Source organism: uncultured Fibrella sp. (genome assembly GCF_964250085.1).
Taxonomy (GTDB): Bacteria; Bacteroidota; Bacteroidia; order Cytophagales; family Spirosomataceae; genus Fibrella.
Map to the genome: position 1 here is coordinate 172153 of NZ_CAXUEC010000003.1, position 21877 is coordinate 194029.

The 21877-nt window shown below is 53.0% G+C and carries 17 protein-coding genes and 1 tRNA gene; 13 read left to right on the forward strand and 5 right to left on the reverse strand.

Annotated elements, in window-relative coordinates; all coding sequences use genetic code 11:
* The first annotated feature begins 40 nt into the window (after window positions 1–40).
* From ACFE8Q_RS10210 to ACFE8Q_RS10240, 7 genes are all read left to right on the forward strand, one after another.
* Window positions 41–1237: an AGE family epimerase/isomerase gene (locus ACFE8Q_RS10210; protein WP_375445287.1), complete on the forward strand. Its 1197-nt coding sequence runs from the start codon at window positions 41–43 to the stop codon at window positions 1235–1237.
* Between the two features lie 175 nt (window positions 1238–1412).
* Entirely contained in the window at window positions 1413–1823 is a 411-nt protein-coding gene (locus ACFE8Q_RS10215; protein ID WP_375445288.1) for a MarR family winged helix-turn-helix transcriptional regulator, read from the forward strand.
* Between the two features lie 11 nt (window positions 1824–1834).
* Window positions 1835–2308 carry a DinB family protein gene (locus ACFE8Q_RS10220; protein WP_375445289.1) on the forward strand — a complete coding sequence of 158 codons (474 nt, stop codon included), beginning with the start codon at window positions 1835–1837 and terminating at the stop codon, window positions 2306–2308.
* A gap of 35 nt (window positions 2309–2343) precedes the next feature.
* A complete protein-coding gene (locus ACFE8Q_RS10225) occupies window positions 2344–2880 on the forward strand; it encodes a DUF4442 domain-containing protein (RefSeq protein ID WP_375445290.1) in 537 nt (178 codons plus the stop codon).
* Window positions 2877–3533, forward strand: a complete 657-nt coding sequence (locus ACFE8Q_RS10230) for an alpha/beta hydrolase (RefSeq protein ID WP_375445291.1) — start codon at window positions 2877–2879, stop codon at window positions 3531–3533. Before ACFE8Q_RS10225 ends, ACFE8Q_RS10230 begins: the two co-directional genes overlap by 4 nt.
* 233 nt (window positions 3534–3766) lie before the next feature.
* Complete coding sequence (locus ACFE8Q_RS10235) at window positions 3767–5863, forward strand: PAS domain S-box protein (protein WP_375445292.1); 2097 nt, start codon at window positions 3767–3769, stop codon at window positions 5861–5863.
* Window positions 5864–6040: 177 nt separating this feature from the next.
* Window positions 6041–7279: a glycosyltransferase family 4 protein gene (locus ACFE8Q_RS10240; RefSeq protein WP_375445293.1), complete on the forward strand. Its 1239-nt coding sequence runs from the start codon at window positions 6041–6043 to the stop codon at window positions 7277–7279.
* Here ACFE8Q_RS10240 and ACFE8Q_RS10245 read toward each other — a convergent pair.
* Entirely contained in the window at window positions 7276–7587 is a 312-nt protein-coding gene (locus tag ACFE8Q_RS10245; RefSeq protein WP_375445294.1) for a GNAT family N-acetyltransferase, read from the reverse strand. The two genes, ACFE8Q_RS10240 and ACFE8Q_RS10245, sit on opposite strands and share 4 nt — an antisense overlap.
* Window positions 7588–7717: 130 nt before the next feature.
* Between ACFE8Q_RS10245 and ACFE8Q_RS10250 the strand changes: the two genes are divergently transcribed.
* Both ACFE8Q_RS10250 and ACFE8Q_RS10255 read left to right on the forward strand, forming a co-directional pair.
* Window positions 7718–8164 (forward strand): rhodanese-like domain-containing protein, encoded by a 447-nt coding sequence (locus tag ACFE8Q_RS10250; protein ID WP_375445295.1) that lies wholly within the window; start codon window positions 7718–7720, stop codon window positions 8162–8164.
* Window positions 8165–8358: 194 nt separating this feature from the next.
* Window positions 8359–9603 carry an OmpA family protein gene (locus ACFE8Q_RS10255; RefSeq protein WP_375445296.1) on the forward strand — a complete coding sequence of 415 codons (1245 nt, stop codon included), beginning with the start codon at window positions 8359–8361 and terminating at the stop codon, window positions 9601–9603.
* A 73-nt stretch (window positions 9604–9676) separates the two neighbouring features.
* On the opposite strand, the gene ACFE8Q_RS10260 is transcribed toward ACFE8Q_RS10255, so the two are convergent.
* From ACFE8Q_RS10260 to ACFE8Q_RS10270, 3 genes are all read right to left on the reverse strand, one after another.
* Window positions 9677–11326 (reverse strand): hypothetical protein, encoded by a 1650-nt coding sequence (locus ACFE8Q_RS10260; RefSeq protein ID WP_375445297.1) that lies wholly within the window; start codon window positions 11324–11326, stop codon window positions 9677–9679.
* A gap of 54 nt (window positions 11327–11380) precedes the next feature.
* Window positions 11381–12616 carry a hypothetical protein gene (locus ACFE8Q_RS10265; protein WP_375445298.1) on the reverse strand — a complete coding sequence of 412 codons (1236 nt, stop codon included), beginning with the start codon at window positions 12614–12616 and terminating at the stop codon, window positions 11381–11383.
* Between the two features lie 501 nt (window positions 12617–13117).
* A complete protein-coding gene (locus ACFE8Q_RS10270) occupies window positions 13118–14392 on the reverse strand; it encodes an asparagine synthetase B (protein WP_375445299.1) in 1275 nt (424 codons plus the stop codon).
* 150 nt (window positions 14393–14542) lie between these two features.
* On the opposite strand from ACFE8Q_RS10270, the gene ACFE8Q_RS10275 reads away from it, so the two are divergent.
* The 3 genes from ACFE8Q_RS10275 (at window position 14543) to ACFE8Q_RS10285 (ending at window position 20527) form a co-directional block, all read left to right on the forward strand.
* Complete coding sequence (locus ACFE8Q_RS10275; RefSeq protein WP_375445300.1) at window positions 14543–15781, forward strand: ABC transporter permease; 1239 nt, start codon at window positions 14543–14545, stop codon at window positions 15779–15781.
* A gap of 216 nt (window positions 15782–15997) precedes the next feature.
* Window positions 15998–17434, forward strand: a complete 1437-nt coding sequence (locus ACFE8Q_RS10280) for a T9SS type A sorting domain-containing protein (protein WP_375445301.1) — start codon at window positions 15998–16000, stop codon at window positions 17432–17434.
* Between the two features lie 297 nt (window positions 17435–17731).
* Window positions 17732–20527 (forward strand): TonB-dependent receptor domain-containing protein, encoded by a 2796-nt coding sequence (locus ACFE8Q_RS10285; RefSeq protein ID WP_375445302.1) that lies wholly within the window; start codon window positions 17732–17734, stop codon window positions 20525–20527.
* A 104-nt stretch (window positions 20528–20631) separates the two neighbouring features.
* On the opposite strand, the gene ACFE8Q_RS10290 is transcribed toward ACFE8Q_RS10285, so the two are convergent.
* Entirely contained in the window at window positions 20632–21369 is a 738-nt protein-coding gene (locus ACFE8Q_RS10290) for a class I SAM-dependent DNA methyltransferase (RefSeq protein WP_375445303.1), read from the reverse strand.
* A 144-nt stretch (window positions 21370–21513) separates the two neighbouring features.
* Here ACFE8Q_RS10290 and ACFE8Q_RS10295 point away from each other — a divergent pair.
* Window positions 21514–21597 (forward strand) — tRNA-Leu (locus tag ACFE8Q_RS10295).
* Window positions 21598–21877: the final 280 nt, after the last annotated feature.

Sequence of the window (21877 nt, forward strand, 5' to 3'; positions counted from 1 at the left end):
ACGTAACGTACCCACTGAACTGGTTTCCATACGATCTATTATGACCCTCTTAAACCCCACTCAATACAAGGAGGAAGTTGGGGAAGAACTGGCCAACATCCTTTCATTCTGGATGCAGCATAGCCCCGATTCAGAAAGGGGGGGCTTCATTGGGCGGCTTACCGGCGACGGACAGGTAGACGAGACCGCGCCGAAAGGTGCCGTCCTGAACGCCCGCATTCTCTGGACGTTTTCGGCCGCTGCCCGCCACACGGGCCGGGCCGATTACCGGGCGGTGGCCGATGAGGCATTTCGCTATGTTACGCAGCATTTTGTTGATGAGGAATACGGTGGCGTCTACTGGTCGGTGACGCCGGAAGGGAAGCCGCTGAGCACCCGAAAACAGATTTACGCGCTGGCGTTTGCCATTTATGGCCTCAGCGAGTACTACCAGCTCACGGGCGAATCAACCGCGCTTACCCTTGCTCAGAACCTGTACCGGTGGATTGAAACGCATAGTTTCGATGCAGAGCACGGTGGTTATTTTGAAGCGTTCGACCGCGCAGGTACGTTGCTGGAAGACCTGCGGTTGAGCGAAAAAGACCGCAACGACCCAAAGACGATGAATACGCACCTCCATATTCTGGAGGGATACGCCAACTTGTATCGAATCTGGCCCGACGAAGGACTGGCCGCGCAGATACGGGCGTTGCTGGGTACGTTCCGAACCCATATTCTCGACGCGGAAACAAGCCAGATGCGGCTGTTCTTCACCGCCGACTGGCACCCCACCGCTAACCTGGTTTCGTTTGGGCACGATATTGAAGCCGCCTGGCTGTTGCTCGAAGCCGCCGACGTACTGCACGACGAGACTCTGATCGCTGAGTTTCGTGGCCTTGCTGTGGCGATGGCAAAAGCGACTGGCGCGGGCCTGCAAACCGATGGTAGCCTGTATCACGAACTGGACCGTGACGCCAATCACTACGATACTCACCGCGAATGGTGGGTCAGTGCCGAGGCGATGGTTGGCTTCCTAAACGCCTGGCAACTCACCGGCGACGATACGTTCTACACGCAGTCGGTACGAAGCTGGCAATTTATTCAGCAATATCTGCTGGATAAGCAGGGCGGCGAGTGGCGGTGGGGCGTCTTCGACGATTACCGGCCGATGGCTTCCGACGATAAGATCGGCTTCTGGAAATGCCCGTACCACAACGCCCGCGCCTGCCTTGAAGTATACGCGCGGTTGGTACCCTGAAAATCATATGTACGGCCTGCGCTGCCATGGCTCTTTCCCGGTAGTCGGTTAATGTAACACGGACTTCAGTCCGTTTTTCTCTGCCAAAAACGGACTGAAGTCCGTGTTACACTGACAAAGAAATTATTTTTGTAAAATAAGTTGCATATACAACTCTGTCATTTACTTTTACGCCATGACTGACATAAACGCTTGTGTAGCAGGGCAGATGCGCCGGATGGCCCGGGTGGTGACCAGCCTCTACAACGACGCATTTGTGGGGGAGGGAGTCACGTTTGCGCAGGCAAGCCTGCTCATGTACATGTTTGCGCAGCCCGGCGTGCGGCAGACTACATTGTCGCAGCAGTTGCAGATCGAAAAATCGGCGCTGAGTCGGGATGTGCAGTTGTTGCAACGAAATGGCTGGCTAACCGATAACATTCGGCAGGGGCTGTACCTCACTGAAGAAGGCCGCCTATTGGCGAAGCGGTGCCATAAAATCTGGAAAACGCTGAACACTCAGGTACGTGAGCAACTTGGCCCGGAGGCCCTGACCGGGCTATCTGCCTTGTCAGACGCCATTCAGCAATTACCCGGTAAATCCTAAATTCTTTTTATATGACCATTCAAGATATCATGGCCCGTCAGTGGGGCGTCAATCAACTCACAATCATGGGGCCGATCAATAAAATGACTGAAGAGACGGCACGTTATCGGCTTACACCCGACACGGCTTCGGCGGGTTTCATTGCGCTGCATACGGGCGAAGCCATGCACCGGTTTGCCAAAATGTTGTTTAACTACGATGCCGAACTGGCCGCGCAGGCAATGGGCGGTATTTCTGATGATGGGCGGGTACTTGATCTGGATATGGTGCGTCAAACGCTCGAGCGTGGGTTCTCGCTGATCGCTGAGCACATTAAAGCAACTACGGATGAGCAGTGGACAGAAATAATTCCAACGTCGTTCGGTGAGGTGCCGCGAATGGGCGTACTGCAATTCCTGATGCATCACAACTCGTATCACTGCGGCCAGATTGCCCAGGCCATTAAAAAAGGAAAAGTATATGAGCCAACTGGTGCCACGCAATGACAGCGTAATGGACCAATGGACTACTTGCCAACTATATGAAACCAGCCTTCCTTCAAACAACCAGAACAGAATCCGGCAAATCCTGGCGGTTTCGCACCTTCATGAACTGGTATCCGATGTATTTCGGTACGGGTGGAAAAATTCTGTTCTGGTCGGGCGACTGGCGGGAGGTGCACCTGCGCCTCCGTCGAAACATCTGGACCTACAATTACGTCGGGACGATTTTTGGGGGTAGTCTGTTTTCTGCTTCCGACCCATTCTATATGCTTATGCTGTACCACATACTCGGCCGCGAGTTTGTGGTGTGGGATAAAGCCGCCAGCATTCGTTTTCGGAAGCCGGGCCGCACCACGCTCTACGCCCGGTACGTGCTGACCGACGAAGTGATTGACCGTATCCGGGCCGAGGTAGCTGCAAATGGACAGACCGAAGAAGTGTTGCTGCTTGATTGGGTTGATGCGGCGGGTGTGGTGCATGCCCAGATCGAACGGACCATTTACGTGGCCGACAAAACACATTACGAACAGAAGAAACAGGACCGCCAGTCGTCGCGGTTCGACCGGAAAGCATGATCGAAGAACATCACGTAACGGTGCAGCGAACGGCCAGGTACTATACCCTGGGCTCAGGTACGTTGTCGGAGAAGACACGTCGAATCTGGTTCGTGCTCCACGGCTACGGCCAGTTGGCTCAGTATTTCATCCGCCGGTTTGATGTGGTCGCCACCGACGAAACGTTAATTATTGCGCCTGAAGGTCTGTCGCGGCTGTATACGGATCAGCAAGCGGGAAAAGTTGGTGCCTCCTGGATAACCCGCGAAGACCGCGACAACGAGGTGACTGACTACGTGGCCTATCTGGATCAGGTGCTGGCTCTGGTGCTGGGAGATCGCTCGCTCGATGGGCTTGATGTTACGCTGTTCGGCTTTTCGCAAGGCGCATCGACGGCTTGTCGGTGGCTCGATAAGAGTAGCCATATTCGGGCTGACCGGCTGTTGCTTTGGGCGGGCTACTTTCCGAATGGTCTGAGCGATGTGCTAAGCCCGGAGACGATTGCCGGTCTGCCGGTCTCTTACATTTATGGGCACGAAGATGAATACATCAGCCAACTTCCTGATGTTGACCGGTATTTGAACCGCCTCAAGACAGACGTGCCTCAGCTAACGCTTGTTCCCTTCCCGGGCAAACACGTGGTTGATCGGGAAGTGTTGACAGGCTTGCTATAGACAGGAGGAAGTCCGCCTGCGACCGGCTATGTATGTCTGCGATCAGGCGAAAATACCCATATCCTCGATTAGTCTTCTTTCAAGGTAGAGAAAGAGAGCTAAGTTGTATATTTGATCCAGAGCACTGTAGCCTGACTTGAATTCCTGTTTTTGGGGTACTCATTCTGGCAGGTGCCCTGGTATCTCTCCGTTTCATTTATCGGGTCATTACCCGTATAGTAGTGTCATAATTCATGACTGGCGGACAAACGGCTTCTGATCAGGACTCCACTGCCCATGCCCAGAATGAGCGGTTGATTTTTGCGCTCCAGGCGGCTGGAGTGGGCACCTGGGACTACGACCTGCAAACAGGGCAAGCGGAGTGGTCTGGTATCTGCAAAGAACTATTTGGCCTCTCGCCCGATGCCGACGTTACGTCAGGAATTCTGCTGGAACAGGTTCACCCCGACGATCGGCTGCGTGTGGATAAAGCCAATAGGGAAGCACTTGACCCTGCTGGCAATGGACATCATAACATTGTTTTTCGCACGCTAAACCAGGCAGGGACCATCCGCTGGGTTGAGGCGAAAGGAAAAACAACCCGAAACGGGCAGGGCCAGATCATACGCTTCAGTGGTATTATTCAGGATGTTACGCCGGCAGTGCTGGCAAAGGAGCAGGTCGATATTGTGCAACGGCAACTGCTTGATTCGTTTGAACAGTCTACGGTTGCCATCGCCATTATCACCGAACCGAACCTGACGTTCAGGCGATCCAATCTCTTTTTCAGCCAGTTGGCCGGCCGACAAGCCGATGAACTCGTTGGTAAATCATTGCTGGACGCGTTGCCTGAATTGGCGGGTCAGCGGTTCGATAGCGTACTCAGGCAAGTAATGGCCACTGGTGTTCCCTACATCGCCCAGGAAACCGCCGTTAATCTGACCCGCTCGGGGAAACTGGAGACCATTTACGTGGATCTCACTTGCCAGCCGATGCGTGGCACGCAGGAACGGGTGACCGGGGTGCTGATTGTCGCTACCGACGTAACCCAACAGGTGCTGGCCCGGCGTAAAATTGAAGAAAGTGAGGCGAAATTACGCTCCATCATTGCCAGTGCTCCGGCCGGCATTGGTTTGTTTGTGGGTCGGGATCTGATTATAGAGATGCCCAACCAGACGTTTATCGACATCATTGGAAAAGGCCCGGACATTGAAGGTAAACCACTTCGGGAGGCAATGCCCGAACTGATAACCGGTAATCAACCGTTTTTGCAGATACTGGATGATGTCTTTACATCGGGCCAGATGTTCCAGAGTTTCGGTTCGCAAGTTGATATTGCCCGACACGGGATAATGACCCACAATTTCTACAATATCACCTACACGCCGCTGCTGGATAGGGAGGGAAAGGTATATGCGATTCTGGACATTGCAGTTGATGTAACGCCTGAGATCCTGGCTCGGCAACACCTGTCTGACAGTGAAGCGCGCTACCGCCATCTCTCGGCCGAACTCGAAAAGCAGGTCGATCTGCGTACGCAGGAGTTGGAAACAAGCAATGAAGAACTGGCGGCCACCAATGAAGAACTGCTAGCGTCGAACGACGAGTTAACGGAATCGACCGAGCTGCTAATCCGGTCGAACGAGAACCTGCAACGGTTTGCCTACATCGCCAGTCATGATCTACAGGAGCCCCTGCGCAAGATTCAGCAGTTCGGGAGCTTGCTACAGAACCAGTATGCCGACGCGTTGGGCGAGGGCGTCGACTACCTCCAGCGCATGCAGGTAGCGGCCGGTCGAATGTCGACCCTTATCCGGGATTTATTGGCTTTCTCGCGCATCTCTACCTGGCAGGACTCAAGAAGCGAAGTGTCGCTGGATGAGGTAGTTGGGCTGGTATTGACTGATCTGGAAATTGCGATTCAGGAGACCAGTGCCGTTGTTCGGGTTGATCGACTACCGCTTGTTCTGGGTGATTATTCGCAACTGGGACAGTTGTTTCAGAATCTGCTGAGCAATGCCCTCAAATTCAAACGCCCGGATGTAGTGCCGGAGATTACTGTCCGGGCCTTCTTGATTACGGCTTCCCAACTGCCTGGTTCAGTAAAACCAGCCCGCCTGGCCAACGTCTATCACCGGATCGACGTGTCGGATAATGGCATCGGCTTCGAGCAAAAATATACAGAACGCATTTTCCAGGTCTTTCAGCGGTTGCATGGGAAGAACCAGTATGCAGGTACTGGAATTGGTCTGGCTATCTGCGAAAAAGTGGTTTTTAATCATGGTGGGGCCATTACCGCCACCGGAGAGCCTGGCCGTGGCGCTACGTTCAGCGTTTACCTGCCCACGTAGCGAAGTTGATTAGTAATTGGTTAACTGGTTCTCTGAGTTCCGGTCTGATCGATCAACGACTCCAGCCCTTTTCAAAATTCAATAGAAATGCCTATTGGCTGAATAGGCAAACCAGACTTGCGTAAGTTCTGACTGAAAGGCTGTTTCTTTGCAGTTTCCTTCTGATAGCAGTTACGCATGAACATTGCCGTTTGGCACAATCTTCCCAGCGGCGGAGCCAGCCGCGCCCTCCACCAACACATAAAGGGCCTTGCCGAACGGGGGCATTCACTCACGGTCTATACTACCTCACTGGCCGACAGCACGTACCTGGACGTAGACCAGTATGCCGGTGCGCCCAGGGTGGTGCCGCTTCAGATGACCCGGCGCATCCGCCACGAATACCGCGATCAGGTACGTTCGCTGGCGCTACTGCCCGATACGCAGATCGAGTGGATGCTGGAAGCCTGCCAGCAATCAGCGGAGCAGATTCGGGCGGGGGGGCACGATGTGTTGTTTGCCAATTCGTGCCAGCATTTCATGATGCCCTACATTGGCCGCTTTGTCGACTTGCCTAAAGTGCTGTATCTGGGCGAACCCAATCGATCGTTGTTCGAAGCATTTCCGACCCAGCGCTGGGCGGCGTTGCCGTCGGCGGCGGGTCGGTGGCGTGAGGCCGCGTACCGGAAAGCCTTCTGGCGCGATATCTTCGAGCAACGGCAGGCGCGGGTGCGGGTACGCGAGGAAATCGCCAACTATCACTCGTATGATAAAGTGCTACTCAACTCATATTTCAGCAACGAGAGCGTGGTAAAAGCGTATGGCGGCGGGGGAGAAGTCTGTTACCTCGGCATCGATACCGACTTGTTTCCGTACTTGAACGTACCCAGAAAGCCCTTCGTCATGGGCCTGGGTGCCTTTTTCACGCACAAACGGCCCGATACGGCGATTCGTACCCTGGCGCAGCTACCAGCCAGTCAGCGCCCGCCGTTGGTATGGGTAGGAAACATGGGAAATCAGCTATTCGTGGCCGATATGAAGCAACTGGCTCTTGACCTTGGCGTTGATTTTCAGCCCCGCGAGCGGGTAGCCCAGTCCGAACTGGTAGACCTGCTCAATACGGCTACCTGCCTGCTGTATACCTCTGAGCTGGAGCCGTTTGGCTTCGCACCGTTAGAGGCCAACGCCTGTGGATTACCCACGGTAGCGGTGGCTGAAGGAGGTATTCGCGAAACGGTTATTCATGAGCAGAACGGCCTGCTGGCTCCCCGCGACCCGGTTCAGCTCGCCGCTGCTGTACAACGGCTGCTTACCGATCCGGCACTTCAACGGCGCCTGTCGGAACAGGGACGTACCTGGGTAGCCGAAAAATGGCGAACGGAATCGGCCATTGACCGGCTGGAAAATGCCCTGACCAGCGTGGTGAGGCGAACCTAAAAATCGGCCACGTCGTATTCCGTCGACACTACCCGCTGCCAGTCGGGGTGCCGCTTGATATAGGCCGCTACGAACGGGCAAAGTGGGACAATCTTTTGCCCGTGCTGGTCGATGTATTCGAGCACCTGCCGCACCAGGCTTGATCCTACGCCCTTGCCCTCGAGGGCTGGATCAACTTCGGTGTGCGTGAGGGCTAGCGTGTGATCGTCGGGTTGGAAAAAGGCCACCAGCGATAGTTTGCCATCAGTGAGTAGTTCGAAACGATGGTGCGCCTGGTTGAGCGTAACGGTTGGTTCGGCAGTATCCATAAAAGCGGGGAAGCGTGAATGATTCGTCGGTAGAATGACTATATTCCCTGCGAAAATGTTTACGACCATCGCCAATTTGACTGATTTAAGCATAGTCCGTTCGTTCGCCGTCAATCACCACTGTCCGATCATGTTAATCAATCTCCGCCAACTGGCCGTTATGGGCCTGTTTATGTTGGCCTGTGCATCTTCAGACGCTACTTGTGCGCCCATTGTTTCACAGCTCAACGTAAGCCGTCTGACCGACACAACCGGTAAAGACCTGGATGCTAAACAGGCATGGCAGTTCATTCAGGCCAACCCGGAGGTGATTGTACTCGATGTACGCACCCCCGACGAATTTGCCGCAGCGCATATCGATAAGGCAATGAACCTTAATCTACACGACGCTGACTTTACCAGGAAGATGGCTCGTCTCGACAGGTCGAAAAAATACGTTGTCCACTGTGCCGTTGGTGGCCGCAGCCGGAAAGCAGTAGCCGTCATGGATAGCCTTGGTTTCACGCAGGTACGTCATCTGAACGGCGGGCTTACCGGTTGGCAAAAGGCTGGCCAACCGGTTGTCAAGCATAAGTGAGCAAGGTAAACAGCGCAAAGCAAGCCTGGGTCATTTGAGGTAGTTGAGTATATTATTCGGAGCATTACTGATTAGGTATCTCTGAAAAACAAGGGAAAGTCGTACTTTCCGGCTTAATTTACCGTAACCTACTGCTTTCTATGGTGACTCGTTTATTCTTTTTCTGCTGTCTTCCGTTTTTACTGACAAGCTGTATGGACCCCTTCCCGCGCACGGGGGGCGGTGGCTCTTCGGGGGGCAGCACCGATGGTCGTGGCACCAATGGAACCGGTGACGATACCTACGGGCGGTCATCACCAACAGGACCGCCTCAATCTGCTGAACGCGGCGTGACAGTAGATAATATCCGACTGACGAAGGACTACACCATTCTATATCTGACGTTTACCGACCCGAACAGGCCGAAGTATGATCAGATGGGTAGGGAAGTGCCAACTAATACAATCGCTTTTCAACCGCAGGGGCGACTAATTGCCGCCAATGGAGCGCGGGAATTCAGGTTTATCAAAGCTGATAGTATTCCCCTTCATCCCAAAAACAGACCAACTTATGGGGGGCGGTCCTATTCGTTTACGGTCTATTTTGAGCGGCTCGACAAAGGATTGGAGGCTTTCGATCTGTTTGAATGTAATGACTACGACCACCTTGTCTGTTGGAACATTTACAATTTATACATAAGAAACCCGGCCGATCCGATTATTCCGCCCCCGGTAGATACGCAACCGATGCCAGGTAACCCGAACCGGCTACCAGGCGAGACACCACTACCAACGCCCGTTCCAGCCAAGCCAAAGCCCGTGGAACCACCGGTCGTGCAGATGGTATTTATTTCCGGTGTTGTTAGTAACTCGTTGACTAATAAGCCAGTTACAGCTACGATAGATTATCAGATTTCTAATAAATCGACCTCCGTTGATTCGGTGCAGAGCTTTGCCTCTGATGGGCTGTATCGTATGTATCTCAATCGCGGTCAGGTTTATACCTATGTGGCGTCGGCAAAAGGGTATCTGCCAGTTAGTGGGGTGCTTGACCTGACAAAGTCGTCGGCTAATCAGAAGATCACCCGGAATATTGCGCTGAAACCACTGACCGTAGGCACTAAAATCACGCTTCAGAATATCTACTTCGCCATGTCGAAATCAGATTTGTTGCCTGCGTCCTTCTCTGAACTGGATCGACTGGTGACAATGATGCAGGATAACCCCCAGATGCGGATCAGGCTGGAAGGGCATACCGATATTGTGGGCGACAAGGCCGCTAATCTGCAGCTCTCCCGCGATCGGGTACTGGCCTGCCAGAGCTATCTCGTCAAAAAGCAAATCGACGTCGACCGAATTGAAACGATCGGTTATGGGGATACACGGCCGATTATAACGAAAGGCACCGACGAAGATCGCAAAGTAAACCGCCGCGTCGAATTTTCTATCCTGGCGTTGTGACAATGACCGATGATCAATTAACAATTATCTGCATTGGCAGCACAGATAATTGTTAATTGATCATCGGTCATTGTCAACGTACCTGCGTATCGAAAGCGCCGGTTAGCACTTTGCCGTTGCGTTTTACCTGCACCCAGATGCGGTAATTACCTGCTTTGGGGAATGCATACGGAAACGTGACCATGTTGTTGGTCGTTTGCGTATGGTTCATGCCGGTCATTTCGGGCGTAAGGGCGGCATACAGTTCGGAGGCGGGCTGCGTTTTCAGGCGAGCCAGGTACGTATCGATACTATCCCGGAAGCGAGCGCCATTTAGTTGGGGAACCGTTCGGGCGGTATCCGCAATACGCTTGACCAGCATGGCTTCCGACGCCATTGAATACGTACCTACCGGGTGGAGATGAATATAAACCGATCCGTCGGAGCGCAGAATGGCTGCGTGTCCGCTCATGCCGAGGTAGGGCTCCAGCTTTGTTGCTTTACCGGCTGGGTCAGCCACCGCAAATTTCAGCGTGTACAACTGCCCGGCGTCGAGAACAGGTGACGGTTTATCGGTCCAGATCATCGTCGATCCGTCGGCGAGGCGCGTGCTGGCCCCCGGTTTACCACAAGCGGCCATATCGCTGTCAAGCGTCAACGGACCGGCTGATTCCTGTTTGCTACCCATTGGCTCAGTAAGCAGATAGCTGTCGTCGGGGTCGATCGTGCGAAGGGCTGCTTGTTGTGCCGATACTTTCAATGAAGGTATATCGACGGTGTCGGTCAGGGTTTCGGCGTAGCCGGAGCGGTATACAACGTCAGTGAAAAGCAGGTACTTGCCACCGGGCAGGTTGGGTAAGCGGGTCTCAAAATGGAGTGAGTCGCGCCGGGTAGGGTGCAGGTGCGCAAAAGCGTCCAGGCCCGGCAGTCTGACCATAAACGTATGCATCAGCTTTCCGTGGTCCAGCACCATCAGGTTAAAATCTCGCCGCCGCCGCCGATTGCCCGCAAATCCGGTGGTATCGGGCTGCATAGTAAGCAGCACTTGTCCATTCTCGGGTTTGGCAGAGCTGATCAGAGGCGGGGCTTTGTACAACTGATAAGTCCGGTAATTATCGGCCCAACTGTTCCACCACATTCGGCCACCCGTAAGCACCAGGATCAGGAATACGCCACCTACGCCCATGCCAATCAGCCGACGGCGTTGCGTTGTTTTCCCGCCGGGTACGTTCGGGGCAAGAACGCCATCGGCATTACTGGCCCCGATAATCGTGATCATCATCACCAGCAGTAAAAGGCCCATCACCGCCAGTCCCGCACCAGTGCCAGCGGGCATTTCACGGGTGGCGGTTGACGTAGCCAGCAGCGGAACAACGACGTTGACCGGCCCATCCGGCCCGTTGATGGTCAATTGGATACTGGTCGACCCGGATTCCATAAGCCAGATAGCTCCCTCAAATTGATTGGCGCCAACTGGTGTTAGCGGGTCGGCTTCGGGAGCGCCTTCATCACCGGCAAAGAAGTAGACCGTCCGTCCCTGGATACTGGTGGGGTTTCCTTTTTCAACGAAAACCGTGACTTTCGCCGTACCGGGTACAACATCAGGCGGTTGCACGCTGACCAGAAGTTGGTACTTGCCAACCTGTTTCTGAACAATCACCCCGGCACTGCCAATATGGGCCGTTGCAACGAACGAACGGGTGAGAAATACAAAGACTAGTAAAAAGTAGGGGAGGCGTTTCATGAATTGGCTGGAGGAGGAAGCAAATCGGCGACGGAGACTCGCCGCCCGGTTGATTTATCGAACTACACGGCGCATCCAACTGCCCCAGAGTAAGCCAATTCGGGCCGATAACATAGCAAAGAGTATTGCCTTGCCAAAGCCCAGCGCAAAAGTGAGAGGCGGCTGAATAGACCACGGGGCGAACTTGAAACGATATTGCCAGGTTGGATCGGCTCCGTATGGCCACGCATCGCTCATGAAAAACCAGTTACGGGCGTAGACTGATTCCTGCAAAAAGCCGCCAAATGGCCACTGAACGACCAGAAAAGCCACCATGAACAACGTACCTGCCAGCGCAGCCAGTAACCAGTCGTTCAGTGGTTTATTGCCACGGATTGCCGAGAATTTATTCAGGATCAGATCGAGCACAAATCCGGGGACGACGAGCAGGAGCGGAAAATTAAAGGCCTGGTAATGTGTGATCGGATTGGCTACCGGACCCAGCTTGGGAACGGCTGGAAAAAGGGGAAGTATCCAACTGGGCGCGGCAATCGCCAGCATATAAACCGCCGTAACTGCCGTGATTGGATAATTGGTAGCCGTACTACGTTCGCCCGCGCGGCCAATGGCCAGCAACAGAAAAGGAAAGGCAATGGCCGCCGTCACGTAGAACGATGCGTTGTGCGACGCATTAGGTCCCATGTCTTCTGAAAGCAAAACGAACAGAACGCTCAGGAAAAATGCACCGGATAAGATAAACAGGAGCCGGATTCGGGCCAGTTGCGCTGGATTTGCCTGCGCCGACGGCTGATTTTGCAACGATAACACCGCCACAATAGCCCCAAATTGCACCATCATCATGCCAACCAGCAGAATGGTGTGGGGCGGGGTCAGAATCTGAACGTCGAGGCCGTAGGTGTTGTGCCACCAGTCATCGAAGGGGGCTGACGTCAGCATGGCCAGCGCACCCCAGGCACAATACATGGCCCCGAGTGAGCCGTGGAAAATGCCCCAGAACTTGACCGACTTAGCGCGGTCGGGATGGCTTTTACGAAAGGTAAGCGAGAGGATCTGATAGCCCGAAAACAGACCGGATACCAGCGCGCCGGTATACATGACCACGTGAGGGGCCGAGAACAAACCGTCGCGCCCGATACTCATGTGCCACATGATGTCCCAAAGCAGGCCCATGATGATGCAGAACGAGGCAAAAACGACCGCGTAGGCGTAGGTTGGCAGACCGAGTCGCCAGTCAGTTGTGGACGGCGAGTGAGAGAGCGGATAGGTAGAGGAGGATAGTGCTGATTGCATACGTTAGGTTGCTACGGGCAAAGGGCCTAAATATGCAAAAAAAGTTTACCATATTTTTCTAAAATACGGTAAATGGTCAATAGGGATTACTAAAGCAGCGAAAACAGTGAACAGCTTCCGCTGCCTGATTACCAGCGGATATCAGCTTGGCTTACTTTGACCAGCATCCTTTGGCAATCAGGAAGGGAATCAACAACCAGAGTAAGCCCTTAATCAGAAAAAAAAAGAAACCAGCCCAGCCCATACGTTTAATCCAGGCTGTGAATTTCGGGTTCATCATGTTTACCTTGAATAAGCTGGCAAATTGCTAAAAATGCCTGAATCGACCGACTTTACGAACGTACCTACGTGTAGGATTGTAGGACGAGTTCATTTTTTGACAGGATTTACAGGATAAACAGGATTTGTTTTTGCTCTAGTTTCTCCAAAGCGAAAACAAATCCTGTTTATCCTGTAAATCCTGTCAAAAAATAAACTCGTCCTACAGCCAACATATCTGGCCTAGGTTTTCTGTTTCTTCTTCTTGGCAGCGGGGAAGAGGATATTATTTAGAATGAGCCGGTAACCCGCTGAATTCGGATGCAGGTTCAGGTCGGTTGGTTCTTCGCCAATTTCGTGGCGATAATCTTCGGGATCGTGACCACCATAGAACGTAAAGAAGCCTTTGCCGTAGGGCGCATGAATATACCGCGCTTCACCCACCGACCGGTTCTCGGCCAAAATATCGACCTGGGGTTTGATATACGCCTTTTTAAACGCCGTGGTCTGGCCCATAAATCCCTTAATCGTCCCCTGGTGATTCTGAGTGAGCATGGTCGGGATCGGGTTCCATTTGGCCGAAAACTGAAAGAGCGTAAAATAGTCGTTATGCTCGCTCAGGCCGCGCTCTTCCGGTTGATTGTCGATATTCGAAAACTCGATCATATACGGGTTCGTATACACCTGAAAGTCTTTGAAGGCCATCGTCTGGCTGAAATCCAGCTTACTATTACACTGCGGGTCAAAGGAGTCGCCATCGTAGAAGGCATCGACAATGTCGGTGTTCTGGGCCGCCAGGGCAATGTCGTAGGTATCCGTTGCGTTGCACATGGCAAACATATAGCCGCCACCCAGCGCAAAATCACGGATTTTTTTCACCACGGCCAGCTTCATCTGAGGCACCTTGCTGTAGCCAAATTTCTGCGAGATAATTTCTGCTTCGCGGCGTTGCGCAATGTACCAGGGCTGATCTTTCATATGGAAAAACTTGCCAAACTGCCCCGTAAAATCTTCATGATGAAGGTGAAGCCAGTCATATTCGGGTAATTTCCCGTTGAGCACTTCCTCGTCGAAAACAACGTCATACGGAATCTCGGCGTAGGCCATGACCATGGTTACAGCATCGTCCCAGGGCTGTTTCGTCTTGGGCGAGTAAACGGCCACCTTGGGTGCTTTCTGCAATTTTACCGCATCCATGTTGGCGTTGGGTGAAGCGATCTCAGCCAGAATATTCGCTGCGTCGGCATCTGAAATGACTTCATACGTCACCCCCCGAATCAGCAGTTCGTTGGTAAAAGCAGCCGACTGAGGCAGCAGAAAGGCACCGCCCCGATAATTGAGCAGCCAGTCAATTTCGGTATCGTGTGTTTTCAATACCCAATAGGCAATACCATAGGCCTTCAGGTGGTTTTTCTGCGCCTCATCCATAGGCACCAGAATCTTCGACGCCAGGGCCGACGAAACTACACCCGGCAGGGTCAGCAGAAATAGGATAAGCGGTAACAGCAGGCGTTTCATTGGCGGTTTGTCGAGAGCGTCAGGTTGTAGCTTTGTAACGAAGATACGTAGATAATTAGTGAAAGGGGTGACTGGGCGAATGTGAACTGTATCTGTTTATCAATTCCGCCGTTCGCTCATCTACCCATTCACTAAGTCAATCAGTCTAATATGAACATACTGGAAAATATTCGGGAAGGTATTCGCTCAATTCTGAGTAATCGCCTCCGTACCATTCTAACTGCCCTCATCATTGCTATCGGCATCACCTCGCTGGTGGGAACCCTCACCGCCATTGACGGCATTCAGGCGTCGCTCAATAGCAGCTTTGAAGGGCTGGGCGCCAACACGTTCAGTGTGGTGGCCCGGCAGGATGCACGTCGATTTGGCGGACGGGTTGTTCAGAAAGACAAACCCATCGACTACCATGACGCACTCACCTTCCGTCGTCGCTACAAATACGGGGCCACAATCGCACTTTCGGCGGCTGTTACCGGGGCCGGGCAGGTAAAATATGGCTCAACAAAAACAAACCCCAACGTGCAGGTTATTGGCATCGACGATGCGTACCTGACGGTAAAAAACTACAAAGTCTCGTCGGGGCGGGCTATCAACGCGAATGACCTCACTAACTCACTAAACGTTGCACTGATCGGGAGTGAGTTGGCCAGTACCTTATTTAAAGGAAAAATTAATCCGGTCAATCAGGTTGTGCGCGTGTTGGGTGGCCAGTTCCGGGTTGTGGGGGTATTGGCCAAAAAAGGGTCACTCACTGGCGGAGGCGATGACCGGGTGCTGTTGATCCCGCTCGAAAACGCCCGTCAACTGGCTGGCGAACGCCAACTGACGTTTGAGATTACGGCGTCGGTGACGGAGATCGGCGATCAGGATATGGCAGTTGGTGAAGCCACCGGACTCATGCGTCAGATTCGGCAGGACCGATTGGGGCAACCCGACTCGTTTGAAGTGCAGAAGGCCGATGCGCTGGTCAATGACATTGCCGAAACGACAGACTACCTCCGCTGGGGTGGATTTGGCATCGGGGCCATTACGCTACTTGGGGCCGCTATTGCGCTGATGAACATTATGCTGGTATCAGTGACGGAACGTACCCGGGAAATTGGCATTCGTAAATCGCTGGGTGCTACGCCGATGCGCATCCGGCAGCAGTTTTTGATCGAAGCCATCGTTATCTGTATTCTTGGCGGACTAGGTGGTATTCTGATGAGCCTGGCTATTGGTAATCTAATCGCGATGGGCGTGAGTAGTGGCTCCGGGAAATTTGTTGTGCCCTGGCTCTGGATGGGCCTTGGGCTGGTGGTCTGCATTGCGGTGGGCCTTTTTTCGGGAATCTATCCGGCCATTCGCGCCTCCAAACTCGACCCGATTGATGCCTTGCGGTATGAGTAGGGCCGGATAGTGGGTGCATCAGCAGGAGCGGGGGAGGTCAACGGATTGATCGTCAGTGTGTTTTGTTCACTGAACAACGGCTGCCATTTTTTAATATCCCTGTTCATATGTATCTATGTGCTGCGTACCGCTCTCGGTGCCGGTGCGGCCAACCGATAAGCCAAGAACGGTTGTTGCATCTGTTTCTGTCAGTTACTGCCCCACAATTTTCATCGTGTGAAAAAACAACTACTATTTTTACCTCTGGCGGCATTGGCTGCCATTCAATTACTGCACCGGGCCACCTGCCAGACGGCCCTGCTACTGCTGCTGTGGTTGGCCACCCCGCCCGCCGCTACCGCCCAGTCTGTCTGGACCGCCCGCACCTCGGCTGCTGATAATAACTGGTATTCGGTCACCTACGGTAACGGGTTGTTTGTGGCTGTGGCTTCCAGTGGCACAGGCAACCGGGTAATGACCTCGCCCGATGGTATCACCTGGACTTCCCGCACCTCGGCCGCTGATAATTTGTGGTATTCGGTCACCTACGGTAACGGGTTGTTTGTGGCTGTGGCTTCCAGTGGTACGGGCAACCGGGTGATGACCTCGCCCGATGGCATCACCTGGACCGCCCGCGCCTCGGCCGCTGATAATTTCTGGTATTCGGTCACCTACGGTAACGGGTTGTTTGTGGCTGTGGCTTCCAGTGGCACAGGCAACCGGGTAATGACCTCGCCCGATGGTATCACCTGGACTTCCCGTACCTCGGCTGCTGATAGTAGCTGGTATTCCGTCATCTACGCTAACGGGTTGTTTGTGGCCGTGGCTGTTAATGGCGCAAACCGGGTGATGACCTCGCCCGATGGTATCACCTGGACCGCCCGCACCGCTGCCGTAAATAGCTCCTGGAATTCGCTTACCTACGGCAATGGGCTATTTGTAGCCGTGGCTGATGGGGGCGCAAACCGGGTGATGACCTCGCGCGATGGCATCACCTGGATCGCCCACTCCGCTGCCGTAAATAATTTCTGGTATTCGGTCACCTACGGTAACGGGTTGTTTGTGGCCGTGGCGATTAATGGCACAGGCAACCGGGTAATGACCTCACCCTACGACGCGGCCCTGCCCGTGAGTCTACGCTACTTCGACGGGCGCATGACTGCGGCGGGGGCGTTGCTGAACTGGGCCACGGCCACCGAAAAAGATAACGCCCGCTTCAGCATCGAGCGCAGCCATGACCGGAACGTCGGCCCGGACCTCAGCTTCGAGGTCATTGGCAACGTACCCAGCCAGGCCCCCGGTGGCAACTCAGGTACGTTGCTCACCTACAGCTTCACCGATACCCAGCCCCTGCCCGGCATCAACTACTACCGCCTCACCCAGACCGATTACAACGGCACCCGCACCCTCCACAAAATCATTGCCCTGAGCCGGGAAAACCAGCCGATGGTGCTGTTTCCCAACCCCGCTGGTGCCAATGGGCTGATGCAGATCGAACCGGCCATTGCCTACCAGCGTTACCGCCTCGTGGACGTGCAGGGGCGGGTAGCAGCCAGTCAGGAACAGCCGGGGCTGTTGAGGCAGCTCTCGGTGGGTGGCCTCAACAGTGGGGTATATGTGCTGGTAGTGGAGGGTGCCAATGGCCCCGCGCAGTTTCGCATCGTTGTACCCTGAGGCACCCGGTTTTCTGGAATATATCTGGCTATTCGTGCCTGCAAACTCGATCCAATCGATGCCTTGCGGTATGGATAAAAAAGCGACACCTGGTTCGTACTGATTGTAGGCAAGAAAGGTTATATTTTAGTATAAATACTTAGTTATCGGTTAAGTATTTGTATTATAATTATAACCTTTGTCATTAAACGTATATTAAAGCGATAAAAACAACATGGGTATAGGTTAAGCGGATTTCGTAAACTTATTTAGGGGTAGTTAACTGTTTTTCAGTTTTACAATTTACCCAAATAATCTATGTTGAAAAGTTACAAAATCAGTAGTTTTCTACTGTCTACCGTACTGCTCTTAGTCAGCACTGCTGGAAGCCTTTTAGCCCAGCAATTCATCAAAGGCACTGTTAAAGACGATAAACAGGAGCCTTTAGTCGGCGTTTCGGTTGTAATTGCTGGCACAAACACCGGTGTTTCTACCGACGCTAGCGGAAATTACTCATTAAAAGTAGCTGACGGATCGTACAAGATCAGCTATTCATTCATTGGCTTCAATACAACCACCAAATCGGTGACCGTAGCCGGTAGTGAAATCATGCTCGATGTGCAGTTGGAGCCATCGGCGGCCATCCTCTCGGAAGTGGTTGTAGTAGGCAGTCGGGCCTCACAGCGTTCCATCATTGACTCCCCTGTGCCGGTCGATATTCTCTCGGCCGCCGACTTAAAGACAACCGGTCAACCCACGTTCGATAAGTCGATGCAGTACCGGGTGCCCTCGTTCAACACGGTGAACACCCCCGTAAACGACGCCACCACCCTGCTTGACCCCTGGGAGCTTCGGAACATGGGGCCAAGCCGGACCTTGATTCTAATCAACGGAAAGCGTAAAAACCTTAGCTCACTGCTTTACGTACAGTTTTCGCCAGGTCGTGGTGAAACGGGTGTCGACATTTCGGCTATTCCAACGCAGGCGATCAAACGGGTCGAAATCCTGCGCGATGGCGCGTCGGCCCAGTATGGTTCTGATGCTATCGCGGGTGTTATCAACATCATCCTGAAAGACAAATTCGACTACTCCAGTCTGGATATCAACGCGGGGCTTACCTCGAAAGGTGATGGCGGCATGTATAAAGTTGCCTTCAACGGTGGCTCGAACCTGGCTGGTAAAGGATTCGTGAACTACACGCTCGATTTACAGCAGCAGAACAGTGCGGTTCGGTCAGGTACAATTTATGCACCTTCTGAAATCGCTGCTTTCGGCGGTAGTGCCGCGCAGAATGCGTTGATCACAACGTACCTGAGAGATTATCCAACAGCCAATAACATCAACGGTACCGGTGAAACGGCGGCGGCTCGATTCCTCATCAACGGCGGCCTATCCATTGGCCCTAAACTTGATCTTTACGGCAATGCAGCGATGGTTGTGAAGCGGGTATCGAGCTTCGCCAATTACCGGCCGGCCTACTGGCGTCAGGATCGCGGCCTCTTACATAGCGTCACCGACAATGGGGGTAAAAATTACCTGACTCAGGCCACACTGGCGTTCCCGACCGAAGATAATGTTGACCTCTACAGAGGCTACATTGGCTACGTACCTACATTCGAGGGCGACATGGTCGACAACAATGCAACATTGGGCATTAAAGGGGAAACAAACGGATGGAAACATGATGTGAGCCTGACAACAGGCTATAATGCACAGTCCTACACCGTCGACAACACCGTGAACCGGTCATTAGGCAAAGCAAGTCCAACGCGTTTTAAACCCGGTGGTTATGAGTTTGGTCACATCGTAGGCAACGTCGACGTGTCGAAGCAGGTGAGCGATCAACTGGGTATTGCCTTCGGGATGGAAGCACGCCAGGAGAAATACACGATCATCGCCGGCGATGAAGCATCCTATACAGGCGAAGGGTCAAACTCGTTTCCGGGTATCAACCCGCTAAGTGCGGGCACCAATCAGCGTTTCAACATTGGTGCTTACGCCGATGTGAGCTATGATGTGACGAAAGACTTCCTGCTCAACGGTACGTTTCGTACCGAAAGCTACAGCGATTTCGGTAGTGCAAACGTCTACAAGTTCTCTACCCGCTATAAACTGGCCGACGATAAAATCGTGCTGAGGGCTTCGTATTCAACGGGTTTTCGGGCACCAACGCTGCATCAGATCTACGCACAGTCGATTCAGGCATCTTTTGCCGGTGGTCTGATTCAGTCATCAGGACTTTTCAATAACCGTAGCTCGCAGGCCCGTCAGTTAGGTATTCCGCAACTGCGGCCAGAAAAGTCGACCAACCTCACGCTGGGCGTTGCGCTGAACCCAACGAAAGATTTCAGCATCACACTTGACTACTACCGGATCAACGTGAAAGACCGGATTGTATACAGCTCGTCAATCAGTTCGTCGGATAAAGCGAGTGCGCTTGGCCAGATTTTGAACCAGTATGGGGTAACCAGCATTCAGTTCTTCATCAACGGGATCGAGACCACCAATTCGGGGCTTGATGCGGTGGTTTCATACCGGAACATCATACTGGGTGGCGGTAAACTGGGGCTGAATGTGGCCGGTAACTTCACGTTACAGAACGAGATCGTAGGAACACCGATTGATCCCGCGCCGATCAAAGCCGCTGGGGCAACAATTCTGAACACGCAGATCAAATCTCTGCTGACTGAGAGCCGGCCCCGCTATAAAGTAATCTTCGGTGGCGACTACGGCATTGGAAAATTCAATTTCAACCTGAACAGCACCCTGTTTGGCTCAACCTCATTCCAGGATCTGGACAATGGTGGGTCGGTTATGGAGCATATCAAGGCTACGTTTGTTCCTGCTGCCGTTACTGACCTGAGCGTTGGCTATACGTTCAGCAAAAGTGTGACGGGAACCATCAACGTCAACAATATCTTTAACGTGCTTCCCCAGTGGGACCTGATTGCGATGGATGCTGAGGGCGCTAAAGTAACGAACGATGCGGCTGCCAAAGCTCGCCTGCGTGGTGATTTGGGCTTCAGCGGCCGGTATGATATTCTTGGCTACAACGGCTCGCAGTTTAGCCAGTTGGGCACAACGTTCAATGCGAACCTGAATATCAAGTTTTAAGGTTTGACGTTTAACGTTCAAGGTCTAAAGGCCAGCGTGCTCCGCTCATAGACAAGTCGTCGACGGGCGGAGCACGCTGGCCTTTAGACCTTGAACGTTAAACCTCATTTCCTGGCCGAAAACACCCACGTATCAAATGCATACGTTGGCTGTCGTTGCTCATTTAAAATCGATATACCCGCCAGTTGCAGAAGCAGCCGGATTTCGTCGGGCAGAAAAGCGCGCAGGGTAGCATCGTCATCAGCAACTGCTTGTAACGGCTGTCCGGGTTGTTCGATGTAAAATTCGGAATGCCAGTTCCAGGTAAAGCCAGTAGCGAGTTGGAGTGCATACCGGCTCTGCCTCAGGTACGTCTGTCCATTATATACTGCCCGATGTTCGACCACCGCATCCGGATTCAGGGTTTTCATGAACGAACCCGCGTCGATGAAATCAAAATGCAACGTACCTGTGGGAGTAAGGTGCTCGGCCAACTGCCGGAACGTACCCAGCACATCAGCATTTGTCAGGATGTAGCTCAGGCTCCGGGCGGTAATGAGTACGGCGTCGAACGTTCGGCCGAGTTGAAGCGTCCGCATATCGGCCTGCTCGAAATGGGCTGTCGGGCATCGCTGCCGGGCAAGGTTGAGCATTTGAGAACTGATGTCGACGCCTACATACTCGTACCCGGCAGCTACAAACCGATTTGCCAGGTGCCCACTACCACAACCAATTTCAAGTACAGTATTTGTCGTGTCTGAATTAAAACAGTGCTGGTAGAGACTAAACTCGGCGTCATAATCGATAAACGTCTGATAGAGCGCATCATACAGATACGCCAGGTCTGAGTAGAGCTTGGTCATGGTGGCAAGATACGGCCATATGCCCACTTCGTAGATGGACAGATCACACCTATTGCTACTGAATTCAAAGGCAGATGTTGCTTTTGCTGACTGTAAACACTACTTTTGCCCCACGTTCAACTGAACACTACTGAGTTTAACCCTGCCGGGTTGGCGGAACCGGTAGACGCGATGGTCTCAAACACCATTGTTCGCAAGGACATGCCGGTTCGAGTCCGGCACCCGGTACAATACACCTCTGTAATTCGTTGTTAATCACCGAATTGCAGAGGTTTTTTTATTCCTACTGAAGTGAATAAGGTAAAAGCTTGCAATGAGTGCTTTGCTCGTCTGCATACAGTGGGGACCTATAATCAGATACCTCCTTACCGTTGATCTAGTATTTCGCTCACTTCGCCAAATGTGCTGAGGGGTTTATCCACTGACAATCAGTAATAGGCAGAACAGCGTAAGTAGGGGTATTCTGCATCCTGCCAACTTCCCTAAGCCTTAACTATAGTGGATAATT